Source organism: Methylobacter arcticus, assembly GCF_050917435.1.
GTDB lineage: Bacteria > Pseudomonadota > Gammaproteobacteria > Methylococcales > Methylomonadaceae > Methylobacter_A > Methylobacter_A titanis.
In genome coordinates, this window is the sequence record NZ_CP159583.1 from 1,738,320 (window position 1) to 1,764,783 (window position 26,464).

Sequence of the window (26,464 nt, forward strand, 5' to 3'; positions counted from 1 at the left end):
CGTACATTAAGTTCTAAAATAAATTCAGGTGGCGTCAGATAAATACGTACAACAAACAGTGATAATAAACCTAAACTCTTGCACAGCGAACCTTTAATGCCGCAATCAACGACTGATATGTTCAATATGCAAATAACTTTCCGACTGCATATCGATTAATCTCGACACCGTCCGTTCAAATTCAAACAAACCTTCGCCGTCGGTATAAAGTTCCTGAGCCGGTACTTCGGCGGTGCAGACCAGTTTTACTTTATGCTCGTATAGCGCATCGATCAAGGTGACAAAGCGCTTGGCTTCGTTGCATTTTTCTATAGTCAGTTTGGGAATATCAGCGAGTATCACGATGTCGAACAGATTGCCGATTTCCAGGTAATCGGCAGGGCCTAAGGCATGCGTGCAGAGTTCGTCAAAGGAGGTGAGGGCGACATTGCCGTGTACCGCAGACAATATCACCTTTCTGCCCAATACTTCCACAATGCCCGGTTTCAACGGGGCAAAATTGGTTAATTCATTATAACTTTGGCGTACGAATTTTGCCGCCTGTTCATCCAGCGGATAATAATAAGCCGTCTTCAGCGCGTGTAAATGACTGAGCCGGTAATCCTGCTTTGCAACCAATTTTATAACGTCGGCTTTTTGTTGCAGCAGTCGGACAAAAGGCAGAAACAATTGCCGTTGCAAACCGTCATGATACAGCTCATTGGGATGACAGTTGGAGGTGATCACGACAACAATGCCCAATTCGAACAGCCTGTTGAACAGCCGCACCAGAATCATCGCGTCGGCGATGTCGGAGACATGAAACTCGTCAAAGCAAAGCAGTAGTTCCGATTCCCTGATATGTTTTGCCAAGGCTGAAATCGCATCGGTGCTGTTTTGTTGCCGCCATTGGTGGATGAAGGCATGAACTTCCAGCATGAAGGCGTGGAAATGCACCCGACGTTTTTGGCTGATGGGGCAGGCATCAAAAAATAAATCCATCAGCATGGATTTGCCGCGACCTACGTTGCCGTAGATGTACAGGCTTTGATAGCTGGCAGGTGGGGGTAAGAATAGTTTATGCAGGGCGGATTTTTGTTGGTATTCGACAGCTGCCTTTAGATTGTCGAGCAGGGTTTGCAGGTGATGTAGGGCGGTGATTTGATTTTCTTCGTATTGAAGGTTACCTTGCGCTACCAGGGCGTTGTATTGCTGTTCGAGTAAGTCGAGTTTTACTTGGGACTGTTTTGAGACTGTTTGTCGAACGGGTTTTTTTAGCATGGTTGCTTTTTTCTGTACGGGGGTACTTGTTTCGTAGCGAAGGTAAAGATAACAACGTAACTCGTCATATCTCGTTCCCACGCGCTGGGTGGGAATGCAGTTAAGGCGCGCTGCGCCACGGGTTAGGCGCAACGGCCTGATAACGTAGCCAGTATAGGCACAGGACGCAGCGCGTCCAGCACTGCATTCCCACGCAGCGCGTGGGAACGAGAGAATCCTATACGGCCTCGGTAGCCTTTTGCCGATAACCATCCATCCGGTCGAAGTTCAAATAACGATAGGTATCCTCGGCGGTTTCGTTAATTTCGCTGGCATAGTGCATATATTCGTCAAAAGTTGGGATTTTTCCCAGAATCGAGCACACTGCCGCCAGTTCGGCGGATGACAAATACACATTAGCGCCATCGCCCAGACGGTTGGGGAAGTTCCTTGTCGATGTAGACACTACGGTAGCGTTTTCGGCGACCCGCGCCTGATTGCCCATGCATAACGAACATCCCGGCATTTCGGTACGCGCGCCGGCTTTGTTAAAAGTATCGTAATAACCTTCCTCGGTTAGTTGGCTTTGATCCATTTTGGTGGGCGGTGCAACCCACAAACGGGTCGGCAATTCACCTTGGTGCTTTTCCAGTAATTTACCGGCGGCGCGGAAATGGCCGATATTGGTCATGCACGAACCCAAAAACACTTCGTCGATTTTAGTCCCGGCCACAGCGGACAGTGTTTTTACGTCATCCGGGTCATTGGGGCAGGCCAGCAACGGCTCCTTGATTTCAGTCATATCGATTTCGATGATTTCAAAGTATTCGGCATTGGCGTCAGCTTCCAGCAATACCGGATTAGCCAGCCATGCTTCCATGCTTTTAATGCGACGCTCAATAGTGCGCACATCGCCGTAACCTTCGGCAATCATCCATTGCAGCAGGGTGACATTGGATTTTAAATACTCGCGGATCGGCGCTTCGTTCAGGCGCACCGTACAACCGCCGGCAGAACGCTCCGCCGACGCATCGGACAATTCAAAAGCCTGCTCTACCTTCAAATCCGGCAGGCCTTCGATTTCCAGGATGCGGCCGGAAAATACGTTCTTCTTGCCCTGCTTTTCAACCGTCAGCAAGCCGCGCTGTATTGCCACGTAAGGAATCGCATTGACCAAATCGCGCAGAGTAATGCCCGGCTGCATTTCGCCTTTAAACCTAACCAAAACCGATTCGGGCATATCCAGCGGCATCACGCCGGTTGCTGCGGCAAATGCGACTAGTCCTGAACCGGCGGGAAATGAAATGCCGATAGGAAAGCGGGTATGCGAATCGCCGCCGGTGCCGACAGTATCCGGCAACAGCATCCGATTTAACCAGGAATGAATAATGCCGTCGCCGGGACGTAGCGACACGCCGCCGCGGTTCATAATGAAATCCGGCAGCGTATGCTGCATGGTGACGTCAATCGGCTTGGGGTAAGCCGCCGTGTGGCAGAACGATTGCAGCACCAGGTCGGCGGAAAAACCCAGACAAGCCAAGTCTTTCAATTCGTCGCGGGTCATGGGTCCGGTGGTGTCCTGCGAACCCACAGTGGTCATGTGCGGTTCGCAATAGGTGTTGGGACGAACGCCAGCAACGCCGCAGGCCTTGCCGACCATTTTTTGCGCTAGCGTATATCCCTTGACCTCCAGGGATGGAGGGAATGCCGCAAGATTGCAGGAGCCATCGCGGCGGCCGCTGTCTTTAGCGTCGACCGGACGGCTAAAAACCGTGGATGCCGAAAGCCCCAGTGCTTTGCGTGCCTGGTCTGTTAAACCCCGGCCGATAATTAACGGAATACGCCCGCCTGCACGCACTTCGTCCAGAATGACATCGGTTTTCAGTTCGAATTTACAGATCAGTTCGCCATTGTCATGGCGTTTAACTTCGCCTGCATACGGATAAATGTCGATCACATCGCCCATCGCCATGTGGGTCACATCGCACTCAAAGGGCAGGGCGCCAGAATCTTCCATGGTGTTAAAGAAAATCGGCGCGATTTTTCCGCCGATGCAAACCCCGCCTTCGCGCTTGTTGGGAATGTAGGGGATGTCATTGCCCATGAACCATAACACCGAATTGGTCGCCGATTTGCGCGAAGAACCGGTGCCGACCACATCGCCCACATAAGCAATGGGAAAGCCTTTTTGCTTGAGTTCGGCGATTTGCTGTTCGGCGTTGCTAATGCCCTCGCGCGGCATTTTCAGCATGGCTTGTGCATGCAGCGGAATATCCGGACGCGACCAGGCATCGGGAGCCGGGGACAGGTCATCGGTATTGGTTTCGCCGGTGACTTTAAATACGGTCACCGTCAGTTTTTCAGGCACTTTGGGTTTGCTGGTGAACCATTCCGCTTCCGCCCAGGCACTCAGCACCTGCTTGGCGAACGGGTTGCCTGCATCGGCTTTTTCCTGCACGTCGTGGAAAGCATCGAATATCAGCAAGGTATGAGACAGCGCTTTGGCGGCAATCGGAGCCATTGTGGCGTTATCCAGCAAATCGATTAGCGGCGCGATGTTATAACCGCCCAGCATGGTGCCGAGTAATTCGGTAGCGCGTGCCGCATCCAGAATCGGAGAGTTGACTTCGCCTTTGGCAACAGCCGCCAGAAATCCCGCTTTAACATAAGCGGCTTCGTCAACACCGGCAGGAACGCGGTTAGCCAGCAGATCAAGTACGAATTGCTCCTCGGCAACTGCTCCATGCGTTGCTCTACCTCCTGCATCCATGCAGTCGTCTCCAGCAGGCGGTTGTTTGATCAGCTCGACCAAAGCGGCGACTTGTTCGGCATCCAGCGGTTTGGGGACGATGCCAACGGCGGCGCGTTCTGCTGCGTGTTTACGGTATTGTTCTAGCATGGGGAATTCCTGGGGAAAGGTTTAAACGGGATTAGACGGCACCTTTATCGTTCCCACGGAGACCGTGGGAACGATGTTATCTACTTTACTTCATCGCCTCAACAATTGCGTTACCCATTTCGATCGTTCCGCATGTCGATTGCGGATTTAAATCCGATGTAACACACTTGCCTTCATTAACCACTTTTTCAACTGCTGCTTTTATTTTAGCGGCGGCTTCGTGTTCGCCGATATGATCCAGCATCATCACGCCAGCCATGATAACGGCGGTAGGGTTAGCCAGATTTTTTCCGGTGATATCCGGCGCGCTGCCGTGTACGGCTTCAAACAAGGCCGCATCATCACCGATATTGGCGCCGGGAATCAAGCCCAAACCACCCACCAGACCTGCGGTCAAATCGGATAGTATGTCGCCGAACATATTGGTACAAACGATCACGTCAAACTGCGAGGGATCCATCACCATGTGCATGCAGGCGGCATCAATGATTTTCTCGTCAAACTGAATGTCGGGATAACGCGCGGCCGTTTCCCTGGCGACATCCAGAAACAGTCCCTGGGTGAATTTTAAAATATTGGCTTTATGGCAAACGGTGACTTTTTTGCGATGGTTGTCCTGTGCGTATTTAAAAGCATAGTCGATCACCCGTTGCGAACCGGTTCTGGTGACCACGGCCAGACTTTCTGCGATGTCTTTTTTAGGGGTCAGATAATGCTCAAGTCCTGCGTAGAGTCCTTCGGTATTTTCCCTGACGATCACAATATCGACATTGTCATAGCGGGTTTTTACGCCTGGCCAGTTTTTGGCGGGACGGACATTGGCATATAACTCATATTTCTGCCGTAACGCTACGTTAATGCTTCTAAACCCGGAAGCTCCGACAACGGTGGTCAGCGGGCCTTTAAATACCAGGCGGGTTTTATCTATTGATGCCATGGTTTCATCGGGCAGCGGCGTGCCGAATTGTTCAAAAGCGGCCAAACCGGCATAGGCTTCTTCCCACTGAATTTTTACGCCGGATGCGTCAATAATTTTAACGGCCTCATCCATTATCGATGGGCCGATACCATCACCTTTTATCAACGTAACTACATGCATTTATTTCTCCATAAGTTTAAAAAACAGCACTATTATAGTGCTTTAGACCGGCCGTTATCCAGTTGCAGTACTTATATGCAGGAAAAACGTATTAAAAAACAGGATGGTAAGTTGTTTAGTTCCGCCAATGATCATCCCTCTCGCTAAGTTGAGTGACTTGTTCTTCGTGGTTTTTCATCGTAGCGCTATTTTTTTTATAAATTGGGGGAGTGCTTTTGGTTTCTGTCGCCTTAACTGCAAACATGCGTGTTTCGGACAAATTAAGTTATCGACAAAATCAAGTGAAGCCTTGGTTCTGAAGATTAACTGACTTTCTGCAAGGAACTTAGCGGGGAATAAAACATGATTTTTTCGGTACAGTAAAGCGCCGATTCGATGTTCCTCATGGTTGCTGTTAGCTGGTAAACGCTTTCATAATATCATTAACTTGCTGCTTGGCTTTATACAGTACGTATAATGAGAGATCGGGAGAAAGTGGATTTTTTTTAAACTTGTTGGTCGCAGGAATAGAGGTGAGAGTGGGTAATCTAGGTGTGTTCGGCTTTCCTATTCTGCTATGAAACCGGGAAAGTACAACTATGTCGGTTAGATTCAGCTCATCACTGCTGTTTTGATACCAGTTTTCAGAATCGAGCGGTATTTTAAGAAATTCCTCAGAAAATCCCCAATCGTTTAAAACCTTATATCCTATCGGGCCTTTAACATAAGGCAAAATAAGTTCGATATCTGATTCAGAGCAATAGTCTTTAGGAAGATTGGCGGCAAAACTTAAAAAAGGTATAGCGCCTATGTCGCAGACGAGTCCTGCGAGTAGTGCTTTTTCTGGATTAACTTGTTTGGTGACAGCAGCCAAAATATAACTGAGTTTAGAAATATATATGCTTTGTTTCCAGATTTTATCGGCATATTTTATTACAAGTGGTGAGTTGTTTTTGAAAACTCGACTGAGGCTTAAGCTAATGACGAAGCTGCGAGTGGCATTTAAACCAATACGGTTTACCGCTTCAATGCAGCTTTTTACGGGGGATGCGCTGACATAAAAAGGGCTGTTGGCTAAGCCGATAAGCTTGGCTGAAATGACTGGATCAAGTTGAATGATTTTTACGATTTTGGTAATGCTGGCATCGTTCTGCATGGCGTTGCGCAATTTAACCGTAACATCCGGTAAGGAGAGTATATTAAGCTCTTCATTATTGTAATGATGAAGAAAGCTGGACATCAGATGATTTTTAGTTATCTCATTTGGAATTACCAGTGTTGAAAATGGTGATAATGGTGCATGTTTTCTGGACATTATTTTTTGCGAGACACGCAAAACACTCACATCAGTTTTAGTTATAGCTGTTTTTGTATGTATGGCACTGCTTGAGAGGGGGAATTTGGCTTCTTCAGTTCCAGATACGAGTTCAGAATTTTTTCCGTTCTCATCCGATAAAGAAATAACACCTTTTAACAAATACAGAGCTGAGTCAGTCTTATCGCCGATATGAAACAAGGTGGTTTGTTTGGGACATATTTCAGATTTAAGGTCGGATGTAAAAGCTAAAAGTTTTTCATTGTCGTAATTTCTGATTGGAAAGAGGTTTTGTACGACATCCATTGAAATATGTTCCTCAACAAGACTACATGCAGGCAATATATTTAATGGCTTATAGTGGCTTTTATTGGAGAATAATCTTTCTTTTAACTGATCAAATACGCCCTTACAAAACTCAATGACATCTGATTTTGTGCTATCGCCTTTATGTAGCAAAAAGGGATTTTCGGGTGTAGAAGGCTTAACCAAACCGCTATCACCAGTAGTAGATTGGTTAGCCGTTGCGTCTAAGGCCTTATCAATATTTGTTTTTCCTTTAGATTCGGTAACGGTTTGTTCAATATTTAAGGTTTTTTTGTGTTCCTCTGTTGAATCCGTCCCGCTATTGTATTCAACAGCAACAGGTCCATTGATAATCTCTAGCGTTCGCTGATCTTCAATCGAATCTGATATGTTGCCGGCATTCTCAGGCAATAGAGTTGCCGTTTGGCTATCATCTGTCACAGCAACAAAATCATTTGCTAGCGTTTGTTGAGTTGCTATCGCGTCTAATGTGTTCTCGGCATTTACAAGCAGCGACACTTCCGTCTGGTTATCGTATCCAACAGGAGGCGTAGAGTCAGCTTCAGTTGCTTCAATAACCCGCATGTCTTGTTGTTCTTCAATAGCTGTCTGCCCAGCAGCAGTTGCGCCAGACAGTTCACTATTTTGATTATCAAAGACTGTTACTTTGCCACAGGCCAGACATAGCCCTGATTTGGGCATGACTGTATAATTATTACAATAATAACAATGAGTTGAATATAAATCGGGTTCGGTTAAGATGGTTTCTATAACCGGCAGGCCTTGTTGTTCTTTGATAGCCGTTTGCCCAAAAGCAGTTTCACTTAATAGTTGGTCAAGCGGCACACTATTTTGATTATCCAATTCTGTTGTGTGTCCACAGTCTAGGCATAGGCCTGATTTGGGCATAACTGCGGCAGAATTACATTGGGAGCAATAAACCGATGGAGGCATATTGAATTGATTTTGGTCTTTCGGTTTGCTCTCCAGCACCACAGACAGAGTAGCTGGTCTATATTTTTGAATGGGTGAGGGTTGAATGTTTTGTCTGGAGTGCACAGAAATAACGCCTTGAATTAATGAATATTTGTAACATTTTTTACAAAGAGATAGTTGGTATGGTTTTGTCTGCCAAAACAAAAAAGGCAATCAATGAAACCATTTAACCACTTAATCCAAGAAGAAAGATACCCTATCAAAATAACGCAAAAAAACTTTACTTGGTGAAATAGCCAAACATAATTCTCAGTAGAGGGTCTGTATAGTGGCACCTCATTTAGGACAATAAAGTATGAGTCTAAGCGGGTAACCTTCCATATGCAGCGAAATGGAACTGTCTCATTATTACTTTATATTTTCGATTGAGTTTGTCTAGCTGAATTTGCCTGCAATCCTTGTTGCCTCTGCTCGCTGTACAGTAGGCTTTGTCCTGTGCGCAGTGGTGGGTGCATTTTTCTGTGTTGATCAAAAAGCGTGGAAAATTTACCGGTTTTTCCAGAAAAGAACGATAAAGAAGATCAGTAATGACCTCTATATTATTGTTTTTAAATCTAATTACGTCTTACTTGAATGGAGAAGCAGACATGGAAAGTAGAAAATTGGAAGTCCATTTGTGTAGTATGTGAGATTCTAGCTTATTAGTGTAAACTGTCAGGTGAATTATTTTTTCAATTTAAACTTTCACCATGCGTTTAAAGCTGTTTATGCTTTTTATACAGTATTTTTGTGAAATCCGATAAATAAATACAATTTTTTGACGCGCTAAATGTGTAATAACAAATTCATTATTTTATTACTAAGTGTTTTTTTTATGTTGATTGCTTCGCAGCTGCAAGCTGATACAGTGAAGCATAGATACATTTTAGAACAACAAAATAAAGTCGTCGAGGATGATTTAGCCGTAAAAAAAATTAGTTTATTTGTGAGCGAATCAGAAGCTGCGTTGAATAATAACGATCTTAAAAAAGCTAGTTATAAAATTGACGAAGCGATTTCTTTGAACACACAAAATCCTTGGTTGGCCTACCGAATGGCTAATATTTTGAATCAACTCCATAGAGAAACCGATGCGGATCGATTTATTGGTCAATTTTTGGTTAATACTAAGCTGTCTTCAGATAGCTATTTCGCTGCTGCACTTTATTTGGCTAAACAAAATAAGTTGCTTGAGGCCTTAGCTGAAATGGACAAAATTGACGCCGCCCAGCGTTCGCCTAGTCTCATTGAAAGTCAGCAAAGGATATGGTTGGATTATCAATTTGGTTTGCTGGATAACTTAATAGAACATGATAAACAACAAGCAGTCGTGCGTTTACATGCAATAGAATCTAAAGTGGGTAATAATCCCAAGCTGCTTATTAAGTTAGCAAAATATTGGTTTGAGATAAACGATCTTGAGCATTTAAGGAAAATCGTGGCTTTATTAAAGCGTGACAAAAACTGGAAATTAGATACTAAGTCAGACTACGATAAGCTCATTGCTAAACTCAATAATTCTGAAAAATCGCCCGATTTAGGAAAAACCATTGTTGTTTTGACCACATTAACTAAACAACAATTACCGTCCCCTAAATTAAAAGCGAGTCATGCAGGGCACCCTAATCAGGGTGATAAAAAAGTGATTAAAGCAAAAGTTACCAGTCGTGAGTCATTAAAAAATTCATATTTAATCAACCATGTTTTTGACAAAACAAAAAATAAAAATAAAACGACATCGAAAGATAATGTAGCTAAAAAAAATAATATTAACGGCAATAAGCATGTGTTAGACATTGCAAGCGTGATACCTTTGTTGTCTATAGGTGAAGCGCCATCAGTGTATGCGTCATTTCCATTGATGCTTGAGTATGATCAGATTAATAATAAAGTGATTGGTGCTCAGGAACGTCGTCGTAAATCAATTAATCCTGTTATGGATGAAATTGAAAGTAAAACGATCGTACAAAATAATTCGCCTGAAAAAAACATAAATATTCCACCCAATAATGCAAGTGCGGTTCCTTCATTGTCTACAGGAACAGCGCCATCAGAGCATACGCCTTTATCAAAGTATATTGCCGTTATCATTTTGTTATTAATAGGTGCCGGTATTGGATTGACAATAAAAAAGACTCGGCATCTTTTAGTAAATATTGTGGTAAAAATCATTAGAAAACCAAAAACATTAAAAACCGTCGATTATTCGTATTTTTTTGGCAATCCCAACGAAGAAATAAGGTGAAATCGTCTGGTCCCCTCCCATCGCGCTTAAAAAAGTCTTTCCTGAATCCTGATAACCCTAAAAAACCAGGCAACATTCCCTGTCTTTTATGCTTAAATTTTATTATAAAAACATAAAGTTAAGGTCACTGGCTTCAGACGAGCGGCTTTAGCTTTGCAATCTTTTTAAGGTGCTGCCTTATATTATTTTCTCTTGTTTATACACCTAGAAGTTCAGGGGGAACATAGGTGCCCGGTGGCTGTATCGTTAAGCGAAACTCAATAAAATATCAACTTGTGATGACATAAGACGCGACGTAAAGTCGACGCGTATTTGAACTTTTCGTCTGTAACCCAACCTCATGGGCTTTAGTTGATGCTTGTTTGGTTGATGTTTCTCAACGCTCTGCCATAGTTGACTTTTTTTCTCGATGAGCATTGATTGCTGCTAGCTCGGATAGAGCTCAATACTTTTCATCACAAAAGGCTCTTGTTTCATGTGGTTCATGAGGAACACACTTGTATGTCCTGCTTTGACAGGTCGCGATGTATACGTTATATTACGTATAGATAAATTTTGAATTGCGTCACATTTATTAGATATTGTTGTAGACAAATTAATAAAAATGACTGTTAAAAAATCAAGATATGCGTTGATGATTGTGTTGCTGTAATAAACAGGAATCTTAGGCTGAAGATTAAATTACAAGGTTTTACCGGTAACGTCGTCGTCTCCGCTGAATACAATTGAATTATCCTCGTGTGCATTTCTGCGCTGCCTTATTCGGGAACCCCGTGGCTTGATAATGATGTGCTTGCTATTAAGGGATATGACCCTACTTCCATCTTACTTTGAAAGCGTACAGTTATTAATAATGGAACTGCTTGCTAGTTAAGGGCTGTAAATTCTCAAAAAACCATATGATTTGTTACTCAGATGGGAGTAATCGATTAGTTGATGCTACTGTTATCGAAGTGGGTGCTGGAATAATGACAGAGTCAGCCGTAAGTTTTTAAATCAGCCATTTATTAATGGTGTTACGTAGTGTGCACACAAGACATGTTATGTCGGGAAGGAAATTATGAGTGAAAATTTGCTAGGTGATGAGCATAACGGGATAAAAAGTTTTAAATGTATCGAATGCCAATTAGTTCTCTCTGAGAGTAGTCGATTTCAGGATAAACCTGTATGTGTAACCTGCGTTGAAAAAGCCGGGTATATAGTGCCAATGGATATAGTTGCTAATAAAAAAGGAATGGCGCAGCAAGAAGAGTATAAAGACGCTGTTAAAACTAAAGCCTCTATCAGTACGCTAGAACAGAAAGCTAAGGTAGATACCACAAAAGTAGTGGATGTTATTGTTGATAAAGCTGACGATAAAAAGGAAATTGCGCAGCAAGAAGAACATAAAGATGCTGTTAAAACTAAAGCCTCTATCAGTGCGCCTGAGCAGAAGGCCGAGCTAGACATCATAAAAGCTGTGGATGTTATCGCTGATAAAGCTGACGATAAAGAAGAAATAGTGCAGAAAAAAGAGCATAAAGTTGTTGTTGAAGCTAAAGCCTCTGAAAATATACCTGAACTGAAAAATGAGGTAGGTATCGCAATAGATGCCGACACTATTGCCGTTGAAAATAACACTATAAATGAGTGCATTATGAGCATAACAATGGTTGAAGATACAGATTGGGTAACAATAGCCGCAGGTGAATTCATGATGGGTTCGCTAGATGCAGCTGAGGACGCTGATGAGCAATTACATGATGTAACGGTGTCTGGATTTAGAATGCTGAAAACGGCAGTTACTTTTGAACAGTTTGATATTTTTTGTAAGGAAACAGGAAAAGGGAAATACAGTGACTGTAAATGGGGGCGTGGAAATCGGCCGGTTATATTTGTTAGTTATTGGGATGCTGTCGACTATGCAAAGTGGTTATCTCATGCTAATGGCTGGCAGTGTCGACTTCCTACCGAAGCGGAGTGGGAATATGCCTGTAGAGCTGGAACGGAAACCCCCTTTAATACAGGCAAGACCATATCGACTGCTCAAGCCAATTATGATGGCGCTTCGCCACATCTAATGGTTTCAAAGGGCATATCACGTCATAAAACGATGCCGACAGCAACTTTTCTCGGAAATGCCTGGGGACTTTTTGAAATGCATGGCAATGTTTGTGAATGGTGTGCATCTGAATATGATCCCTATTACAACGGTTCAGAACAACTAGACGGAAGTACCGATCGCAGTAATGATGTGCCTCGGGTTTTGAGAGGTGGTAGTTGGAATAGCCGCTTAGAAACATTGCGATCAGCGGCTCGAATGCAGAGTAACCCAGAAAATAGGAGCAATGAATGGGGTTTTCGTTTAGTGCGTATTGATTGATAAGAATTAGTGCTTGGCGGCTAGTCTGAGCTTAAAATAAAATCAAAGATTCATGTTATTGGGCGTGTTTTTTCTATGTTGATGCATTGTTCTTATTGTAATTCCGACGCAGTCATGCCCAAATCCGGTTTATGTTTAGACTGTGGACAAGTTACTGAATTCGATAGTAAAAATAGCGTACAGATCAGTAAGCAGTTAAGTGAAAGAGATAGCGAAATTGTTTCCAGGCAGGCGGCTTTTGAAGAACAACAAGAAAGATTAGTTGTTGAAACGTCAGTAGATGAATCTGTTATTGCCGTTGTAGATGATGTCCAGACGGCGGTGTTGTTGCCTGAGAATGTTAGTGACACATCAGGTTCGCTTGAAGATCAACCAACCCTAGATATTAAAACGCCCGCGAATGAGTCTGCTTCAGTTGTAGACGGGACTCAGGAGGGCACCCTTCTGCTTGAAAATGCTATTAATACATCGGATTCTATTGAAGAACAACAAGAAATATTCGTTGTTCAAACGTCAGTAGATGAATCTGTTGTAGGTAATGTCCATGCGCTAGTGTCGTTGTCTGATAATGTTGGCGACACATCAGGTTCGGTTGAAAATCAACAAGCTCTAGATATTGAAATACCTGCGAATATACCTGCTGTTAAAGTTATAAGTGCTCCAAACAAAAATGAATATTCTATTCCAGAATCGTTAATAGGAATTAAAAAATTAGATCCGTGTTACGGTTCTATAGAAAAGCATGGGCTGTTTGTAATCACAGTTCCACTATTTTCTTTAGCTAAATCAATTTTAATTCAAACGATTATCCATAATCCGTATATCAAAACTGCATTGATTTCTTTTGAAGAAAGGAATGGATTATTCAATGTACCCCCTGAAATCAATAAGAAATTATTTGTTATCTATGATATGGGAAATCTGCTTTTGAATGTTGTTTGCATAAAAGACGGTAAACATTTATTTAGTGGAATTAAACAAGATATGGAAGAAAAAGCATTTGCATCTGTTGATCTTGTTTTAATTAACATTGAACAAGATATTATTATGTCCACTACTGATGCTGAATTAGCAGCCATTTTATCGTCGTGGCAGAGTTGGTTTATTCAACATAATAAAACATGCGTTTGGATTGTTCATGGGGGAATGGCGTCCGGCTTTGTAAAAAATAAGTTTTTAAACCTAAGTAATCTGTTCAATGGGTTAGCTAGTATAGAGTTTGACGCATCTGAAATTAAATATGAAGTTATATTTTGGTATTTATATTCGTCTATGCAATCTACTATTTTGTTGAATTTACAATTTGATGAAATTAATCATGAAATATCCGTGACTGAAAGTAATGAGCTGCCTCTTTAAACTCAATGCATGATTCTCTTATAACCGATGGCTTCATTTTACTTACACCTTTGTGATAAATCGTATGATTAAGAACGATAGGTCCAGTTTTCCCGTTTCCTTATTTATGACGAGGAAGCTTTACTTCGCTAAGGCAGGGATAAAAACATTAGCATGTGGAAAGTATTCTTTTGAACAGATTCAAGACCGTTTGGTTTATCTTCAGTATTGCGCCAGAGTGCCTGTCTTGAGCCTGTCGAAGTGGCTTGTACGAACCCGAGGCATTATTTTCGTCTCGGTTATTTTAAATATCATGATAGTGTCGGGCTGTGCCATAAAGCGCGATCACTACGATGTGCCGGTCGTGCTCCTTTCGACACAATACCAGCAATCTGCGTCCTTCCCCAAAGCTGGAGATGTGGCTCCCCCTGCTGAAGATGATAGGGTCCCTGCAAAATCGCCTGCAAGGACACCCACAAAGCTGCTTACAGAAGCAGATATTGATGAGTGGTGGCATCCCTTTGGTAGTGCCGAGCTTAATTCACTGGTTGACCAAGCATTAGCCAATAATACCGATTTACGTATCGCCATGCTGCGCTTAGCCCAGTCCCAGGCGCGTGCAAATCAGGCGGATGCAAATCAATACCCGGTTGTTACCGCTCCGCTTGAAGCGCACTATGACTCGCCACCCAACGGTGTCAACTCGGCCCAGATTAATTCGAACAATCAAGCCAAGCACCGCGAATATTATCAGGTCGGCTTGCGCGGTACGTGGGATGTCGATGTCTGGGGTGAACACAGATCTATGGCTGAATCGGCGGAATTTCAGCTATGGCAAGCCACTTATAAAAGTGATGATGTCCGTCGTACTTTGATTGCTAATGTCGTTTCCAAGTACATTGAATATCTCTACCTTAATGATCGCGTCCAGGTTGCGCGTGAGACGGAAATCGTGCTCCACGGCCTGCTCCAGGCTGTCAGTGAGCGCGTGAAAGTTGGCGATGCCACCATTATTGATCTGGAGCAGCAACGTTCCGCTGACTTTCAGGTACATGCGACGATTCCTGGCTGGGATTTGAAACGGAAAATCGCGGCAAACGCACTGGCTCAACTGCTAGGGATTACGCCTAGCGCACTGACGTTATCGGATAAAGGGTTGGATTCGCTTACCTTTCCGGGAGCGTTGCCTGATGTGCCGACTTCGCTGTTAGTGCGCCGACCTGATATACGCGCGGTCGAGGCCAGATTGTTGGCGGCAGATGCCGACATTGATGTGGCGCGGGCGCGATTATTCCCGCCGCTAACATTAACCTCCCAAGCCAGTGTGGGCTTGCTGACCTATGCCCAACTTTTTTTTGCGCCTTACGGCCTTATTTATAACGCAGTAGGCAGTCTGGCGACAACGATTTTCGATCATGGCAAGCGTACTCAGGATGTCGATTTTGCACGGTCGTTGCACGAAGAGTTAGTGGAAACATATTTGCATACTATTTATTCAGCGGTGCGTGAAACCGAGGATGCGATAGTTAGCACGCATTTGAATGGCGATCGGTTGGCGGCGCAGAAAGTGTCCACAGAAGCCGCATTGCGTGCTTGGTCAGCTAGTAGGGAATCCTATGATGTTGGCGGTATTGACTTTTTAACCTTGATTGATACTGAGCGAACCTACCACCGTATGCTGGATGAATACCACGATATACGACAACAGCGTTTTAATAGCTTGGTTTCGCTATATAGTGCCTTGGGCGGTGGTGTCCATCAAGGAGGGATATTGCCTGGTGACGGTGTTCGCCCTCAGGATAAATCTGCTCTAGCAGCGACGCCTATGGCTGAACCTGGCATTGACTGGACTGGAAGCAAAATCGATACCGATGATGAATTTTGGTTGGTTGAATTAGCCGGATTACATGATCGCTCAGGGGTTACTCATGCTTGGCGTGATTTGCATCAACGCTTTCCCAACCTGATGACCGACCGCACTGCGCTGCCTCGGCTGCAAGGTAAAGTGGCGAAAGAGCAGCAAGAACGCGCTACTTGGTATAGGGTGTTTATTGCCCGATTCCCAAGCCAGGAAGAAGCCGGTACTTTCTGCTGGGAACTGAATGCCAAACAGGTACGTTGCAACCTCGTGTCTTCTAAAGCTGATGAATTTAATGACTTCATGGAAGACGAATCATCCGGTTCTGTGATGCAAGCGGAGACGGACAATACATCCAAGCTCGTCCTAGCTGATCCTAAAAAATTAAGCGACAAAACGAAAGCAACATCTTCAGCGTTAAGCCCCCAAGCCCCTAATGTAGACTCTAAGAAGTCGGGGGGGGGGGTATTTTTACTGAAAGCTTGTTTTGGGAATATCGGTTTTCCTGCTTCCCTCGTTTTACGATATTGTCTTCTGCTTCGCGCGTTTGTCCTGTGTCAATCCTGTCTCAGTACCCCATTTAATTTCCCATGGTGTATTGAATAATGCCGCAGATGTTTTTTATATGGCGAAATTTGTTAGTGATAAGACATGTATGAATCAAGGGCCTATTGATAAGTTGTCAGCAACTGCATTCCTGAGTCAAGAAGTTGAGCTGTTGCCTGAACTTACTCAGCGGCAGCAGCAAATTCTGGCATTAATTAAAACCGGTAAAGTTAATAAGGAAATTGCCAATGAATTGGGGATAGGCCTGGGCACAGTGAAGCAGCATGTCGTCGCGCTGTTTAAAAAACTCCAGGTCAGCAATCGCACCATGGCCGTTTCTCAAGGCCTTAATCAGGAGCCCGTTTCTCAACCTGAAAGCGCCGAAATATCCGAAGGGATACTGGAACGTCGTCCTTGTCTTGTATTAAGCATTTATTTGTCTGACTCAGTTATGAAAGCCAGTGCTGAGCCATATTCAAGGGTTATTGTTCAAGAATTGCACAAAACTTTTTCAGCCTTAGCGGGCGCTCATGATGCCTTGTTTCTGACCAGTAAAAATTATATAGGCGATTTGATTTTCGGCATTAAGCGTGGGACTGAGCAAGATATTTTTAAGGCGTTACGTGCAGCTCGTGCTGTTTTTGACGCTCTGACGGATTATCCGAATCTTACCGAGAATTTACGCGGCGGATTAGCCGCAGGACTCGCAATTTCCAGCATGAATCGTCATGGCGGTTGGTCGGGGGAGGTTGTCGCCAGCGCGGTAATTGCCCATGCACGTGAACTTGCGAGCAACTCAGCACCCGGAGAGTTGGCGCTGAGCGCTTCGGCGGAAAAAATGCTGCAAATAACCGGCCCCAATGCTCATGGATACTCTGTTCCCCGTATCTTATTTAAGACGCTTAATAGAATGCCGTGGGGCAAAAAAAACCTGCTCCCGGAATCTCAGCTAGGAAGCAGCGAAGAACTCGGTAGCGAGCCGTTAATATTGGGACGAGACGCCGAACTTGAACGTCTGCAAACACTGTTTTCCGAGGTATTTAGAGGCAAAAAAAACCATCTCGTTTACATTGAAGGTGAAACGGGCATGGGTAAATCACTGCTATGTCGTTATGCTGCGGAATATGGCCTGAATATGAAAGGCCGAATTCATCACTTCGTTTGTCATTCTGGCGGCAAAGAGGGCAACTTGTACCTGTATCCCAACGGAGTGCCGGTAAAGCCTCAAGCCATGCTGCATTGCATCAGATCAGTTGCGGGCCGAGGTCATGATGTCATTATCGTAGACGATGCTCACCTCTTACCCGTCAATATTTTGATAAAAATGACTGAAACAGCAAGTGCCGCGAATGGAAAGTTGGTTATAGTTGCCGCACGTAAATTTTCTAAATACGCAATAACCCCCAGTGAAACTATCAGGCTGGGACATTTACCTAAAGCTGCCATTGAAAGACTGATAACCGAATCTTTTGCTCAATCGGAAAAAGACGCAATAAAAGCAGGGGGGAGGTCTGATGCGGATATTTGGCGCGCGCAGGATAGAGAGCAAACCACAGCGACAATCGTAAAGCAGGCCGCAGGTGTTCCGCTTTTTGCCATTGAATTGGCATGCCATCACCGGGATGTCAACTTACCCCTCTCCTTACAAGTCGTGATTAACGCACGCATGGACGGACTCAAGCTTGATCGTGCTTTGCTGCGTCAGGTCAGCAAGGCAACGACTCCCTTAATGGCGACAGAAATTGCCGCAGCCATGTGGGAGTCCGAAGACACTATACAAATTGCCGTTGAACAGGCTATTGCCAGTGGGGTTTTATCGCAAAACGAAGAGGGATGCATTACTTTTGCGCATCCATTATTACAACTGTTAGTTAATCAATCTGGAGTTGAATAGCTATGCGAGCACTATTATCAACTTTGCTGAATAAGGGCAAAATCAGCAAAGGTTCAATTGCTCCGCTTTTGGACATATTTCGCTCTCCTGACTTGCGACGGGTCAGTCCTTTACTAGCGGTTGCGGCCTTACTCTATAACATTCTGGGTTTGATATTGCCGATGGCAATACTGCAAATCATGGATCGCGTGGTGCTGAATCAGTCTTTAGAAACCCTGGCTCTATTGGTGGTAGGGGTCGTTGTAGGGCTGGTTATCGAGGAACTGTTACGGGAAGTTAATGGACTGGTAACCAGTTGGTTAGGCGCGCGCTTTGAGCATAATGCCAGTGTGGAGGCATTAAGCAGATTAATGCACGTTCCTATCCAGCGTCTGCAACAGGAGGAACCGGGAGTTCATATTGAGCGCGTGGCATCGGCTTCAAAGGTCGCAGAGTTTTATTCGGGGCAGGCATTGCTGGTTTTGTTAGACCTGCCTTTTGTCCTTCTTTTTCTGGGCATGATTTATGTCATCGGCGGCTGGGTAGTATTAGTACCCGTAGTATTGTTGGTAATTTTTGTTTACGTTATTTTCAGGTTCGGCAGTTGGTTGAGACAATTGGTCGATCGTAACCATGTCGCCAATGATCGTCGCCGCAATTATTTGGTGGAAGTTTTTACCGGTATCCATGCTGTAAAGAGCATGGCAATGGAGGCTCAAATGGAGCGCCGCCACGAGCGCCTTCAGGCCGGTTCCGCCGATATGAGTGAAAGCATGTCCAATAGCAGTGCCATGGCTACCGCTTTAGGTACAAGCTTTGTGCAGGTGATGACGGTCAGTATCGTTTTTGCCAGTGCAATTGCTGTGCTTTCCGGGCAGATGACGCCGGGTGGGGTGGCGGCCTGTATGATGCTTTCGGTGCGTTCATTGCAGCCCTTGCGTCGGGGTCTGACGGTTTGGATACGTTATCAGGGTTTTGTTGCGGCAAAGAAACGACTGCAAGAAGTAAACGATATGCCTTGTGATGATGATCACGATAAACCTGAGTTGCCGCAGGTTCAGGAGATCATTGAGCTCAAGCGGGTTGGGTTGGAGCGTAGACATGGCAACCCCATTCTTCAGGACATTTCCTTTAGCATTCAAGCAGGCGAATGCATCCTGATTCAAGGTGAAAGCGGAAGCGGTAAGAGCAGTCTCTTATCCATTATAGGCGGGGCGATAATGGCCGATTCCGGGGACATTCTGGTTGACGGTCGCAGCCTAACCGAGTTTTCTTCCGATAGCGTACAAAGAGAAATTGGCTTGTTACCACAAAAAGGTGCATTGATTGCCGGCACCATTTTGGAAAACATGACCATGTTCGACAAAAACCTGAATGAAGTTGCTCTGGATATAGCCCATCAATTGGGTCTGGATGAGGTGGTAGCCAGCATGAAACTCGGTTATGAGACCTCGCTCGGGGAAGGCAATGCTGAAACGCTACCGTCTGGAGTACGGCAAATAATCTCGATTGTACGCATATTGGTGCACAAACCCAGTGTCCTTCTGTTTGATGAGGCCAATCTATCGCTCGATATGGCGGGCGATAAGCGTTTGCTGAATTATATTTCCCAGCTAAAGGGTATTTGTACAATCGTGTTAATAACGCCTCGTCCTTCATGGTTTACTCTGGCGGATCGGGTGTTAAATATAGCTAACGGTCGGATTGTTGATAGAGCGGTTGACGCCCATCAGTCTGCCCAGGTCGGTGCCGGGGCAACGTATTTGGAAAGGCCTCCTCATGTGGCCGACTATGCAGATCTCATACGTCGTCAGTTTGAGGAAGAGTCCGATCTTTCAATCTGCCTACTGCCACTTTTACGTGCACTTGGCTGGCACGAAAATGAAAGGGAGTTAATGGAGGCTATGCCTCATGCAGAGAGTAATCTTGATCTTTCAGGACTTTGCTCAACCATGGAGCACTTGGGATTATTGCCTAGGAGTTTTGTTAGCAGTCTGGCTCGCATTGATCATCGACTGATGCCATGCTTGTTTGTTCCTAGGAACGGCTCAGCCAAGGTTGTTTTGGAGAGGTTGCCGGATGGACGTCTACGCTGCTTTGATGGCGGAATGGGTAGTGAAACTATTCTTGACGTAAGCACCGTAAAAAACGAAGTTTACGTGTTCAGGGCGCGTGAACGCATGGATATAGGCGCTCGCAACGAGATTAAATTTTTTGGGGATTTATTTCAAAGATTCCGCAAGCATATTTTTCTCGCATTTGGTTTTACCGTTGCAAACACTGTTTTTGCGTTGGTACCGCCCCTTTTTGTGAAATCGATTTATGATCGGGTTTTGCCCTCTGGTGATATAACCATGGCAAGTTATCTAGTGCTTGGGGTCTTTATAGCGCTGGTGTTGGATTTTCAAGTGCGTCACCTTAAGGGGCGGCTGATTGCTCATGTGGGCGGCCGTATTGACTATATTATCGGTACCAGTGTATTTCGCCGGGTTATCAGCCTCCCAACCAGTTCTACAGGGAACGTTTCAGTCGCGCGTCAGGTCGGTCGTCTTCGTAACTTTGACAGCCTGCGTAATTTTTTCATGGGTCCGCTTGCGGTCATTGCTTTCGAAATGCCCGCTAATATTATTGTGGTGATTGCGATTGGCGTTATTAATCCTTGGGCACTACTGGTCGTTTTGATTTCAGTTATTTTCTTCTTTTTACTAGCCATTGGTACTCGTAATATCAGCCATCGATCCATTGTCCGCTCATCCAGGACTGCCAGTGAGCGCACCGAGTTTCTCGACGAGGCCATTACTCAGATGAACACGATACGAAGTGCCGGTTGCCGCAACCTTTGGGTAGAACGCTACCGGGATCTGAGCGGTAAAGCGTCCATGGCTAACTTTTTAGACAATCAGGTGCATGCCCGGATTAGCGGGAGTGCACAAATACTGAGTACTTTGACCGGTTTTAGTGTGCTGGCGGTATCTGCGATTAATGCGATTAATGGAGACATTAGTCCTGGCTCAATGGTTGCTACTATTATGTTGGTTTGGCGTCTGACTGGCCCTATGCAAAACTTTTTTGTTGCAGTCATATCGATGTCTAAAATCCGCACAAGTATGCAGCAAATTGAGAATCTGATGCGCTTGCCTACAGAAGCGGATAACGGCGTAAAGCAAACTATCAGGCCAGAGTCTCAGGGTGCAATCAGTTTTACCAGAACCTCTATGCGCTATCTACATGACTCTGACCCTGCGCTGCTTGGTGTGACCTTTTCGGTAACGCCAGGACAGGTAGTGGTGATTACCGGCCCAAATGGGTCTGGAAAGTCCAGCATACTTAAGCTTCTTACCCGTACTTATTTGCCACAGGCTGGGACAGTACGGCTTGATCATATTGATATTCGCCAGCTGACTTCCGCTGATCTTCGTGCCCGAATCAGTTATATGCCCCAGCATTGCGATATATTTTACGGCACTATTATGCAAAACTTGCGCTTAGTCTATCCAGCAGCTACCGATGATGAAATTACCTGGGCTGCCGATATGGCGGGAATACTTGATGACATTACAGCCATGCCCAATGGGTTTCAGACCCGCATTTCACATAGTCAGTCCAGTCAATTGCCGATTGGTTTTCGCCAACGCATTGCTTTGGCGCGCGCTGTGCTAAAACCAGCCCCGATTGTGATATTGGACGAACCGGGCAATGGTTTGGACAATATGGGTGAAGCAGCCTTAGAGCGTTGCATAGAATGGTTGCGAGGTCGTTCCACCCTTTTGATGGTATCTCATCGCCCTGCGCATATGCGCATGGCTGATACCACTATATACATGGAGCGCGGTTCAATATCGGCTATTGGCCCGTTTGAGAGCATCAAAGAAAAGATTTTTTCGAGAGGACGCAAATGATGTTTGCAAAATTTAACAATAAAAGCGAAGCGATGACTGAAAAAAGTGCAGTACTGCTTGGAAGCCGCCAGCGCCGATTGCTTTCGGATACGGCGCATATTGAGGATGAGCTTATCCCCGGCTTTGTGCGCCCCATGCTGCAATTGGTGACTGTTGCCGTTACCCTGTTTTTTCTTTGGGCCGGTCTGACGCATATCACTGAGGTGGCACGCGCCCCCGGAGAAATTATCACTATCGGTAAACCTAAAGTCGTGCAACATCTTGATGGCGGCATGATTAAGGAAATCATGGTTGAAGAGCGTTCGTTGGTTCAGGAAGGCCAAGAGCTGTTACGATTGGATGGCTCCCAAGCTATCGCAAATTTGAATCAGTCAGAGACGCGCTTAGTGGCGTTAAGGCTGCGTGTTGAGCGACTTAATGCCTTTGCGCTGGGGCGGAAACCGAATTTTGCCTCATTGGCAAAGTCGCACGACGATCTGCTGGCTGATCAGCAGGCGCTTTACCATACTCAGGTGGTCACGCGTGATTCCACCCTTTCGGTTCTTGACCGGCAAATTGACCAGCAGCGTCGCCGCATCGCTCAACATAAAGAATTGCTCGGTTCTTCTATAAGTGATCAACATCTGACCGGAGAGCTTGCCAATATGCGTGAAAATCTGGCTTCACGTCACTTGATTACTCGAAGCGTATTGCTTGAGACGAAAAGAGCGAAGGTCACTGCGGACGGTGAAGTGGGGCGAATAAAGCAGGATATTGGCGTCGCCCAGCAGGAGCTCGCCGAGTTAGAGTTTCGTCGTGCTGATGCGCTCAATCAGTTGCGCCGCGAGGCACAAAATGAAATGGGTACCGCAACCGCAGAAATAGCTGAAGTTGAAGAAACCATGGGGAGCCTGAAAGCCAAGGTTGACCGCTTGGTGGTGCGCGCGCCTCATCGGGGTTATGTGCTTGAGCAGCAAGTTTTAACCCTAGGGCAAATTGTTCAGCCGGGTGCATTGCTGATGCAGATTGTTCCGGATGATGTTCCATTGGAAGCTGAAATTCGTATCCAACCCAAAGATATTGGTTATGTCAAAGTAAACCAAAGAGTTAATTTGCGGGTGAACAGCTATGACTACGCCCGTTTTGGTTTTGCTACCGGCGTACTGAGGCGATTTTCGGCTTCAAGCAATCTAGATGAAGTTAATAAGCCTTATTATCGAGGCTGGGTGACTCTTGATCACCCCTATGTTGGTAAAACGCCGGGGCGCAACATACTGCAATCAGGTATGGGCGTTGAGGCGGAAGTGATTACAGGAAACAAGACGCTGCTATCCTACCTTTCCAAACCCGTTATTGACGTGGTTACACGGTCTTTCCACGAACGCTAATAGTTAAAGGTTATATTCATGGGTATTATCAAAAAAATCCTGTTTCGCGGCAATATCCTGGGTAAGCCGCGCCATCGCAACTTTTTTCTCGATATGGAAGAAAACATTCATATCCACTACCGAGACCTCCGTATCGAGCTGAGTAGGGAAGAGTTTGAAGAAATATCGGGTACATTTGCCAAGCAATCGGCAGAGTTGCAGACCATCATTGAGGAAAAAAAATACCAGGATGGCAAGCTGGCTAATTCAAATCAGGATGACATTCGTATTTGGACGGAATCACGCTTGACGCATGGGGTGAAATATCATCCGCAACGGTTTTCGTTGGAGGAATGTGGCGATGGTTATCACTTTCATTATCGTAACTACAAACTCCTCATTGACAAGGATGAGTTTCGACAAATTGCACACTTATTTAGAACGATGGACATTGATGGTCCGTATGCCTCAACCTTTGATGAGGTAGTCCGGCTTCTTGATGCCAATGAAGTAGATTTTGTGCTGGATGTTGGCAATGTTCCCGATGAGGTGCTCGCCATATCTGTAGCGCATTATCATATGCCAAAAGTCCGGGATATTTTAAATTACATCAATTTCAGTACCGAAAAGGACGAACCCGGCGAAAAACGTTATTTGGGTCAGTGTCTAACTGTTATTGCGCGTCCTGATAAGCAGCGTAGCGCCATGGATTACCGGCGCCTTCGCGGCAATCAAAAGGTAGGCCGGTTGGTTGATTACCTTGCCCAATCCGGGACGGCTATTGATGTCAACGAGCTGAATCAGCTACGCTGCCAAGTATTGGATTTTTACTTTGCGGTGAATTCCGATAAGGCGAGCAATGTAGACACCGATCCACAATCGTGGCTTTATTCATCAGTGAACCGCCAAGTTGTTTTTCCGTACAAGCCATCAACCGAGTCCGGTAAGGTCAGTGCTGAGAAAATGTATCGTGCCTGGAGTGCGCTTTTAAATGGTTTTCAGTTGGGTTTTGTCAAGCCATCCAAGGAAGTACTTCCAGCGGATGAACAGGTTGCACTAAAACTTAAAATAGAGAAAGTTTTGATGCGGGAGATAGCGGCTTTCGCAGCAGTGGACAAAATTTATCTGATGGGCTCGGCGGTACGAGGGGATATGGGGCGTTACGACTCGCCTTTTGTTCACGGAAAACTTGCCAAACTGGCTTCGGATGTCGATATCCTGGTGGAAATTGACCCTGCCCGAGAGGATGATATTCCTCCTCATTGGGATTGTTACCTGCCATCGGCTTCCAATCATTGCGCTGTTTATCACATTGCCCAGATTCCTTTGACGGGCGGGGTCGAGGAGTGGCAGCAGCTTTTCCCCCATATCCAGTTTACTCATCATCTTGTGGATGCTTACGTATACTTTCCTTCTCGGGGATATAGAGAGGAAACCGATGCTTTTCTCCAGAAATTTAAAGCTCAGCTTTTTTTTGATCGTGCTCGCGACGGCATGGTTTATTATGGCGAGGAGGAAGCACGTATAGCGAAGCGATTAACTGAACTTTATGGTTTTCCGCAGGTGGCTGTGGAAAAAATGAAGGTCTCCACCGAAAATGCACTTTTTAAAGTGTTTGCGGATAAGCAAGACTTGATTCTCAAGCTTTTTAAAGTGTCAGGAAATTATAGTAGCAGTCGAATTGCCGAGCATACTATTTATGAAGAAAAACTAGTGTCTGCGATCAAAGAGCGTGGCGTTTCTACGGCCGAGATTATTCATGCGCCTGCCGGGATAGATACGGCTATTGAAGGCTTCAGTGCGTTATTGTTCGAGCGTATCCCTGGAAAAGTTGAACAACGCCCAGAATATCCTCTAGATAGAATTGGTGCAGCCTTTGCCAAGATTCATCGGGTGCAGATAGAAAAGCCGCTTGAGTTAGAGGCAAACTTTCATTTCGACGACGCCTGCATGATCTGGCTTCCTACCTTTGATAGGTACCTCAATGGAACTCAGCACTCCCCTGAAATTGCCAAGGCTTTTGCTGATCTGGCTCCTTTGGCGGCGCGATGGCATCCTGGAGAGAACCGCGATGTATTATTTTCACGGAGTCCGATTGTTCACTGCCATGGTGATGTTACCCCTAAGAACGTCATTGTGGGCGAGTTTGGCGAGCCGCGTTTCTTTGATTTTAACAACGCATTTGTCGGTCCGCGCATGGCTGATGTGGTAGATGGCGCATTTGAATTTTCGCTGGCAGAAAAATATATTCATTTAGCTGATTTTGCGCGTTTTGACAGTTTTATTGCTCATTATGCTGAACATAATCCACTGACTTTGGAAGAGACGCAGGATTTGCCCCTGTGGATTTCATTAATGGGCGTAATAAAGTTTACAAAGGAGGTACGCGTATTGCTTGAGCGGCCTCAAGAAAGCTTGCGGCGTAAACGCGCGCTGGCTATTGTTGAATTTACGCTTTCTCGTGTCGGTGAATAGCTGGATGATCCCGCGCGTTCAGGCAACTACTCAGGCTGGTAATTGCCTTCCCAGTGCAGGGAATATGAGCGCAGACCGATTGCCATATGAACAAAAAAGCTTAAGTCAACAGCATTGAGCCGACTAGGGCCGCACCGAGCGCGTCTTTTTCGCAGCTGGGATTAAATCGACGCTTAATTACCCCTTCTGGCGTGCGGCACGCCTTACGTTAAATAGTGCCATCCATGGACTCTGAATGGCAACATCCATGCAGGTATGACGGTGCAGGCTGAGGTTCCTTGCCAATCAGGTTGATCTATAACTTCTGGACGTCTTGTGGCTAGTCATTGATGTGATTAGCATAACACCATCTAAATCCGTCAACCCGTCAAGAGAATATCATGGCTGAAAATAATAAAACTGAAACATCTAGCGATGGGGCTACTACGCCGCAAGGTGAAGGCAATCAGGATACGCAGTTACTTGACGACTTGACTGTACTTTCTCGTGACGAAAGTGAGCAAGAGACGGCTCGTGGCGAAGCACTTAGTGACACATCCGGCAGTATTGACGATGGTGGCTACGAGAACCTTCAGTCAAGTATTCGTCTTAATGGCGATAGGAAAGCTGCGCAAGTTGATGAGGGCGATATCAGGAACGATAGCCTTAATATTGATCGAAGTGGTGTTGACGTTGGCGTTGAAGTGCCGCTTAACCCTAGTGATAGCGAA

12 protein-coding genes are annotated in these 26,464 nt (G+C 45.3%); 8 read left to right on the forward strand and 4 right to left on the reverse strand.

Going from position 1 to position 26,464, the window contains the following annotated elements:
- Positions 1–105 precede the first annotated feature (105 nt).
- The 4 genes from zapE to ABXJ76_RS08450 all read right to left on the reverse strand — a co-directional run bounded on the left by zapE (position 106) and on the right by ABXJ76_RS08450 (position 7,896).
- On the reverse strand, positions 106–1,260 hold the full coding sequence (gene zapE, locus ABXJ76_RS08435) for a cell division protein ZapE (RefSeq protein WP_432746000.1): 1,155 nt from the start codon (positions 1,258–1,260) through the stop codon (positions 106–108).
- Positions 1,261–1,477: 217 nt separating this feature from the next.
- Entirely contained in the window at positions 1,478–4,138 is a 2,661-nt protein-coding gene (gene acnB / locus ABXJ76_RS08440) for a bifunctional aconitate hydratase 2/2-methylisocitrate dehydratase (protein WP_432746002.1), read from the reverse strand.
- 85 nt (positions 4,139–4,223) lie between these two features.
- Entirely contained in the window at positions 4,224–5,237 is a 1,014-nt protein-coding gene (locus ABXJ76_RS08445) for an isocitrate/isopropylmalate dehydrogenase family protein (RefSeq protein ID WP_432746003.1), read from the reverse strand.
- Positions 5,238–5,631: 394 nt separating this feature from the next.
- Positions 5,632–7,896 (reverse strand): HDOD domain-containing protein, encoded by a 2,265-nt coding sequence (locus ABXJ76_RS08450; RefSeq protein WP_432746005.1) that lies wholly within the window; start codon positions 7,894–7,896, stop codon positions 5,632–5,634.
- Positions 7,897–8,602: 706 nt separating this feature from the next.
- Here ABXJ76_RS08450 and ABXJ76_RS08455 point away from each other — a divergent pair.
- From ABXJ76_RS08455 to ABXJ76_RS08490, 8 genes are all read left to right on the forward strand, one after another.
- Positions 8,603–10,057 carry a hypothetical protein gene (locus tag ABXJ76_RS08455; RefSeq protein ID WP_432746007.1) on the forward strand — a complete coding sequence of 485 codons (1,455 nt, stop codon included), beginning with the start codon at positions 8,603–8,605 and terminating at the stop codon, positions 10,055–10,057.
- Between the two features lie 1,060 nt (positions 10,058–11,117).
- A complete protein-coding gene (locus ABXJ76_RS08460; protein WP_432746009.1) occupies positions 11,118–12,419 on the forward strand; it encodes an SUMF1/EgtB/PvdO family nonheme iron enzyme in 1,302 nt (433 codons plus the stop codon).
- A gap of 114 nt (positions 12,420–12,533) precedes the next feature.
- On the forward strand, positions 12,534–13,778 hold the full coding sequence (locus ABXJ76_RS08465; RefSeq protein ID WP_432746011.1) for a BcsE family c-di-GMP-binding protein: 1,245 nt from the start codon (positions 12,534–12,536) through the stop codon (positions 13,776–13,778).
- Between the two features lie 64 nt (positions 13,779–13,842).
- Complete coding sequence (locus ABXJ76_RS08470; protein WP_432746013.1) at positions 13,843–16,221, forward strand: efflux transporter outer membrane subunit; 2,379 nt, start codon at positions 13,843–13,845, stop codon at positions 16,219–16,221.
- Positions 16,222–16,270: 49 nt separating this feature from the next.
- A complete protein-coding gene (locus tag ABXJ76_RS08475) occupies positions 16,271–18,055 on the forward strand; it encodes a LuxR C-terminal-related transcriptional regulator (protein WP_432746015.1) in 1,785 nt (594 codons plus the stop codon).
- 2 nt (positions 18,056–18,057) lie between these two features.
- Entirely contained in the window at positions 18,058–21,933 is a 3,876-nt protein-coding gene (locus ABXJ76_RS08480) for an ATP-binding cassette domain-containing protein (protein WP_432746017.1), read from the forward strand.
- Positions 21,933–23,300: an HlyD family type I secretion periplasmic adaptor subunit gene (locus ABXJ76_RS08485; protein WP_432746019.1), complete on the forward strand. Its 1,368-nt coding sequence runs from the start codon at positions 21,933–21,935 to the stop codon at positions 23,298–23,300. Before ABXJ76_RS08480 ends, ABXJ76_RS08485 begins: the two co-directional genes overlap by 1 nt.
- 18 nt (positions 23,301–23,318) lie before the next feature.
- Complete coding sequence (locus ABXJ76_RS08490) at positions 23,319–25,754, forward strand: phosphotransferase (RefSeq protein WP_432746020.1); 2,436 nt, start codon at positions 23,319–23,321, stop codon at positions 25,752–25,754.
- The last annotated feature ends 710 nt before the right edge of the window (positions 25,755–26,464 follow it).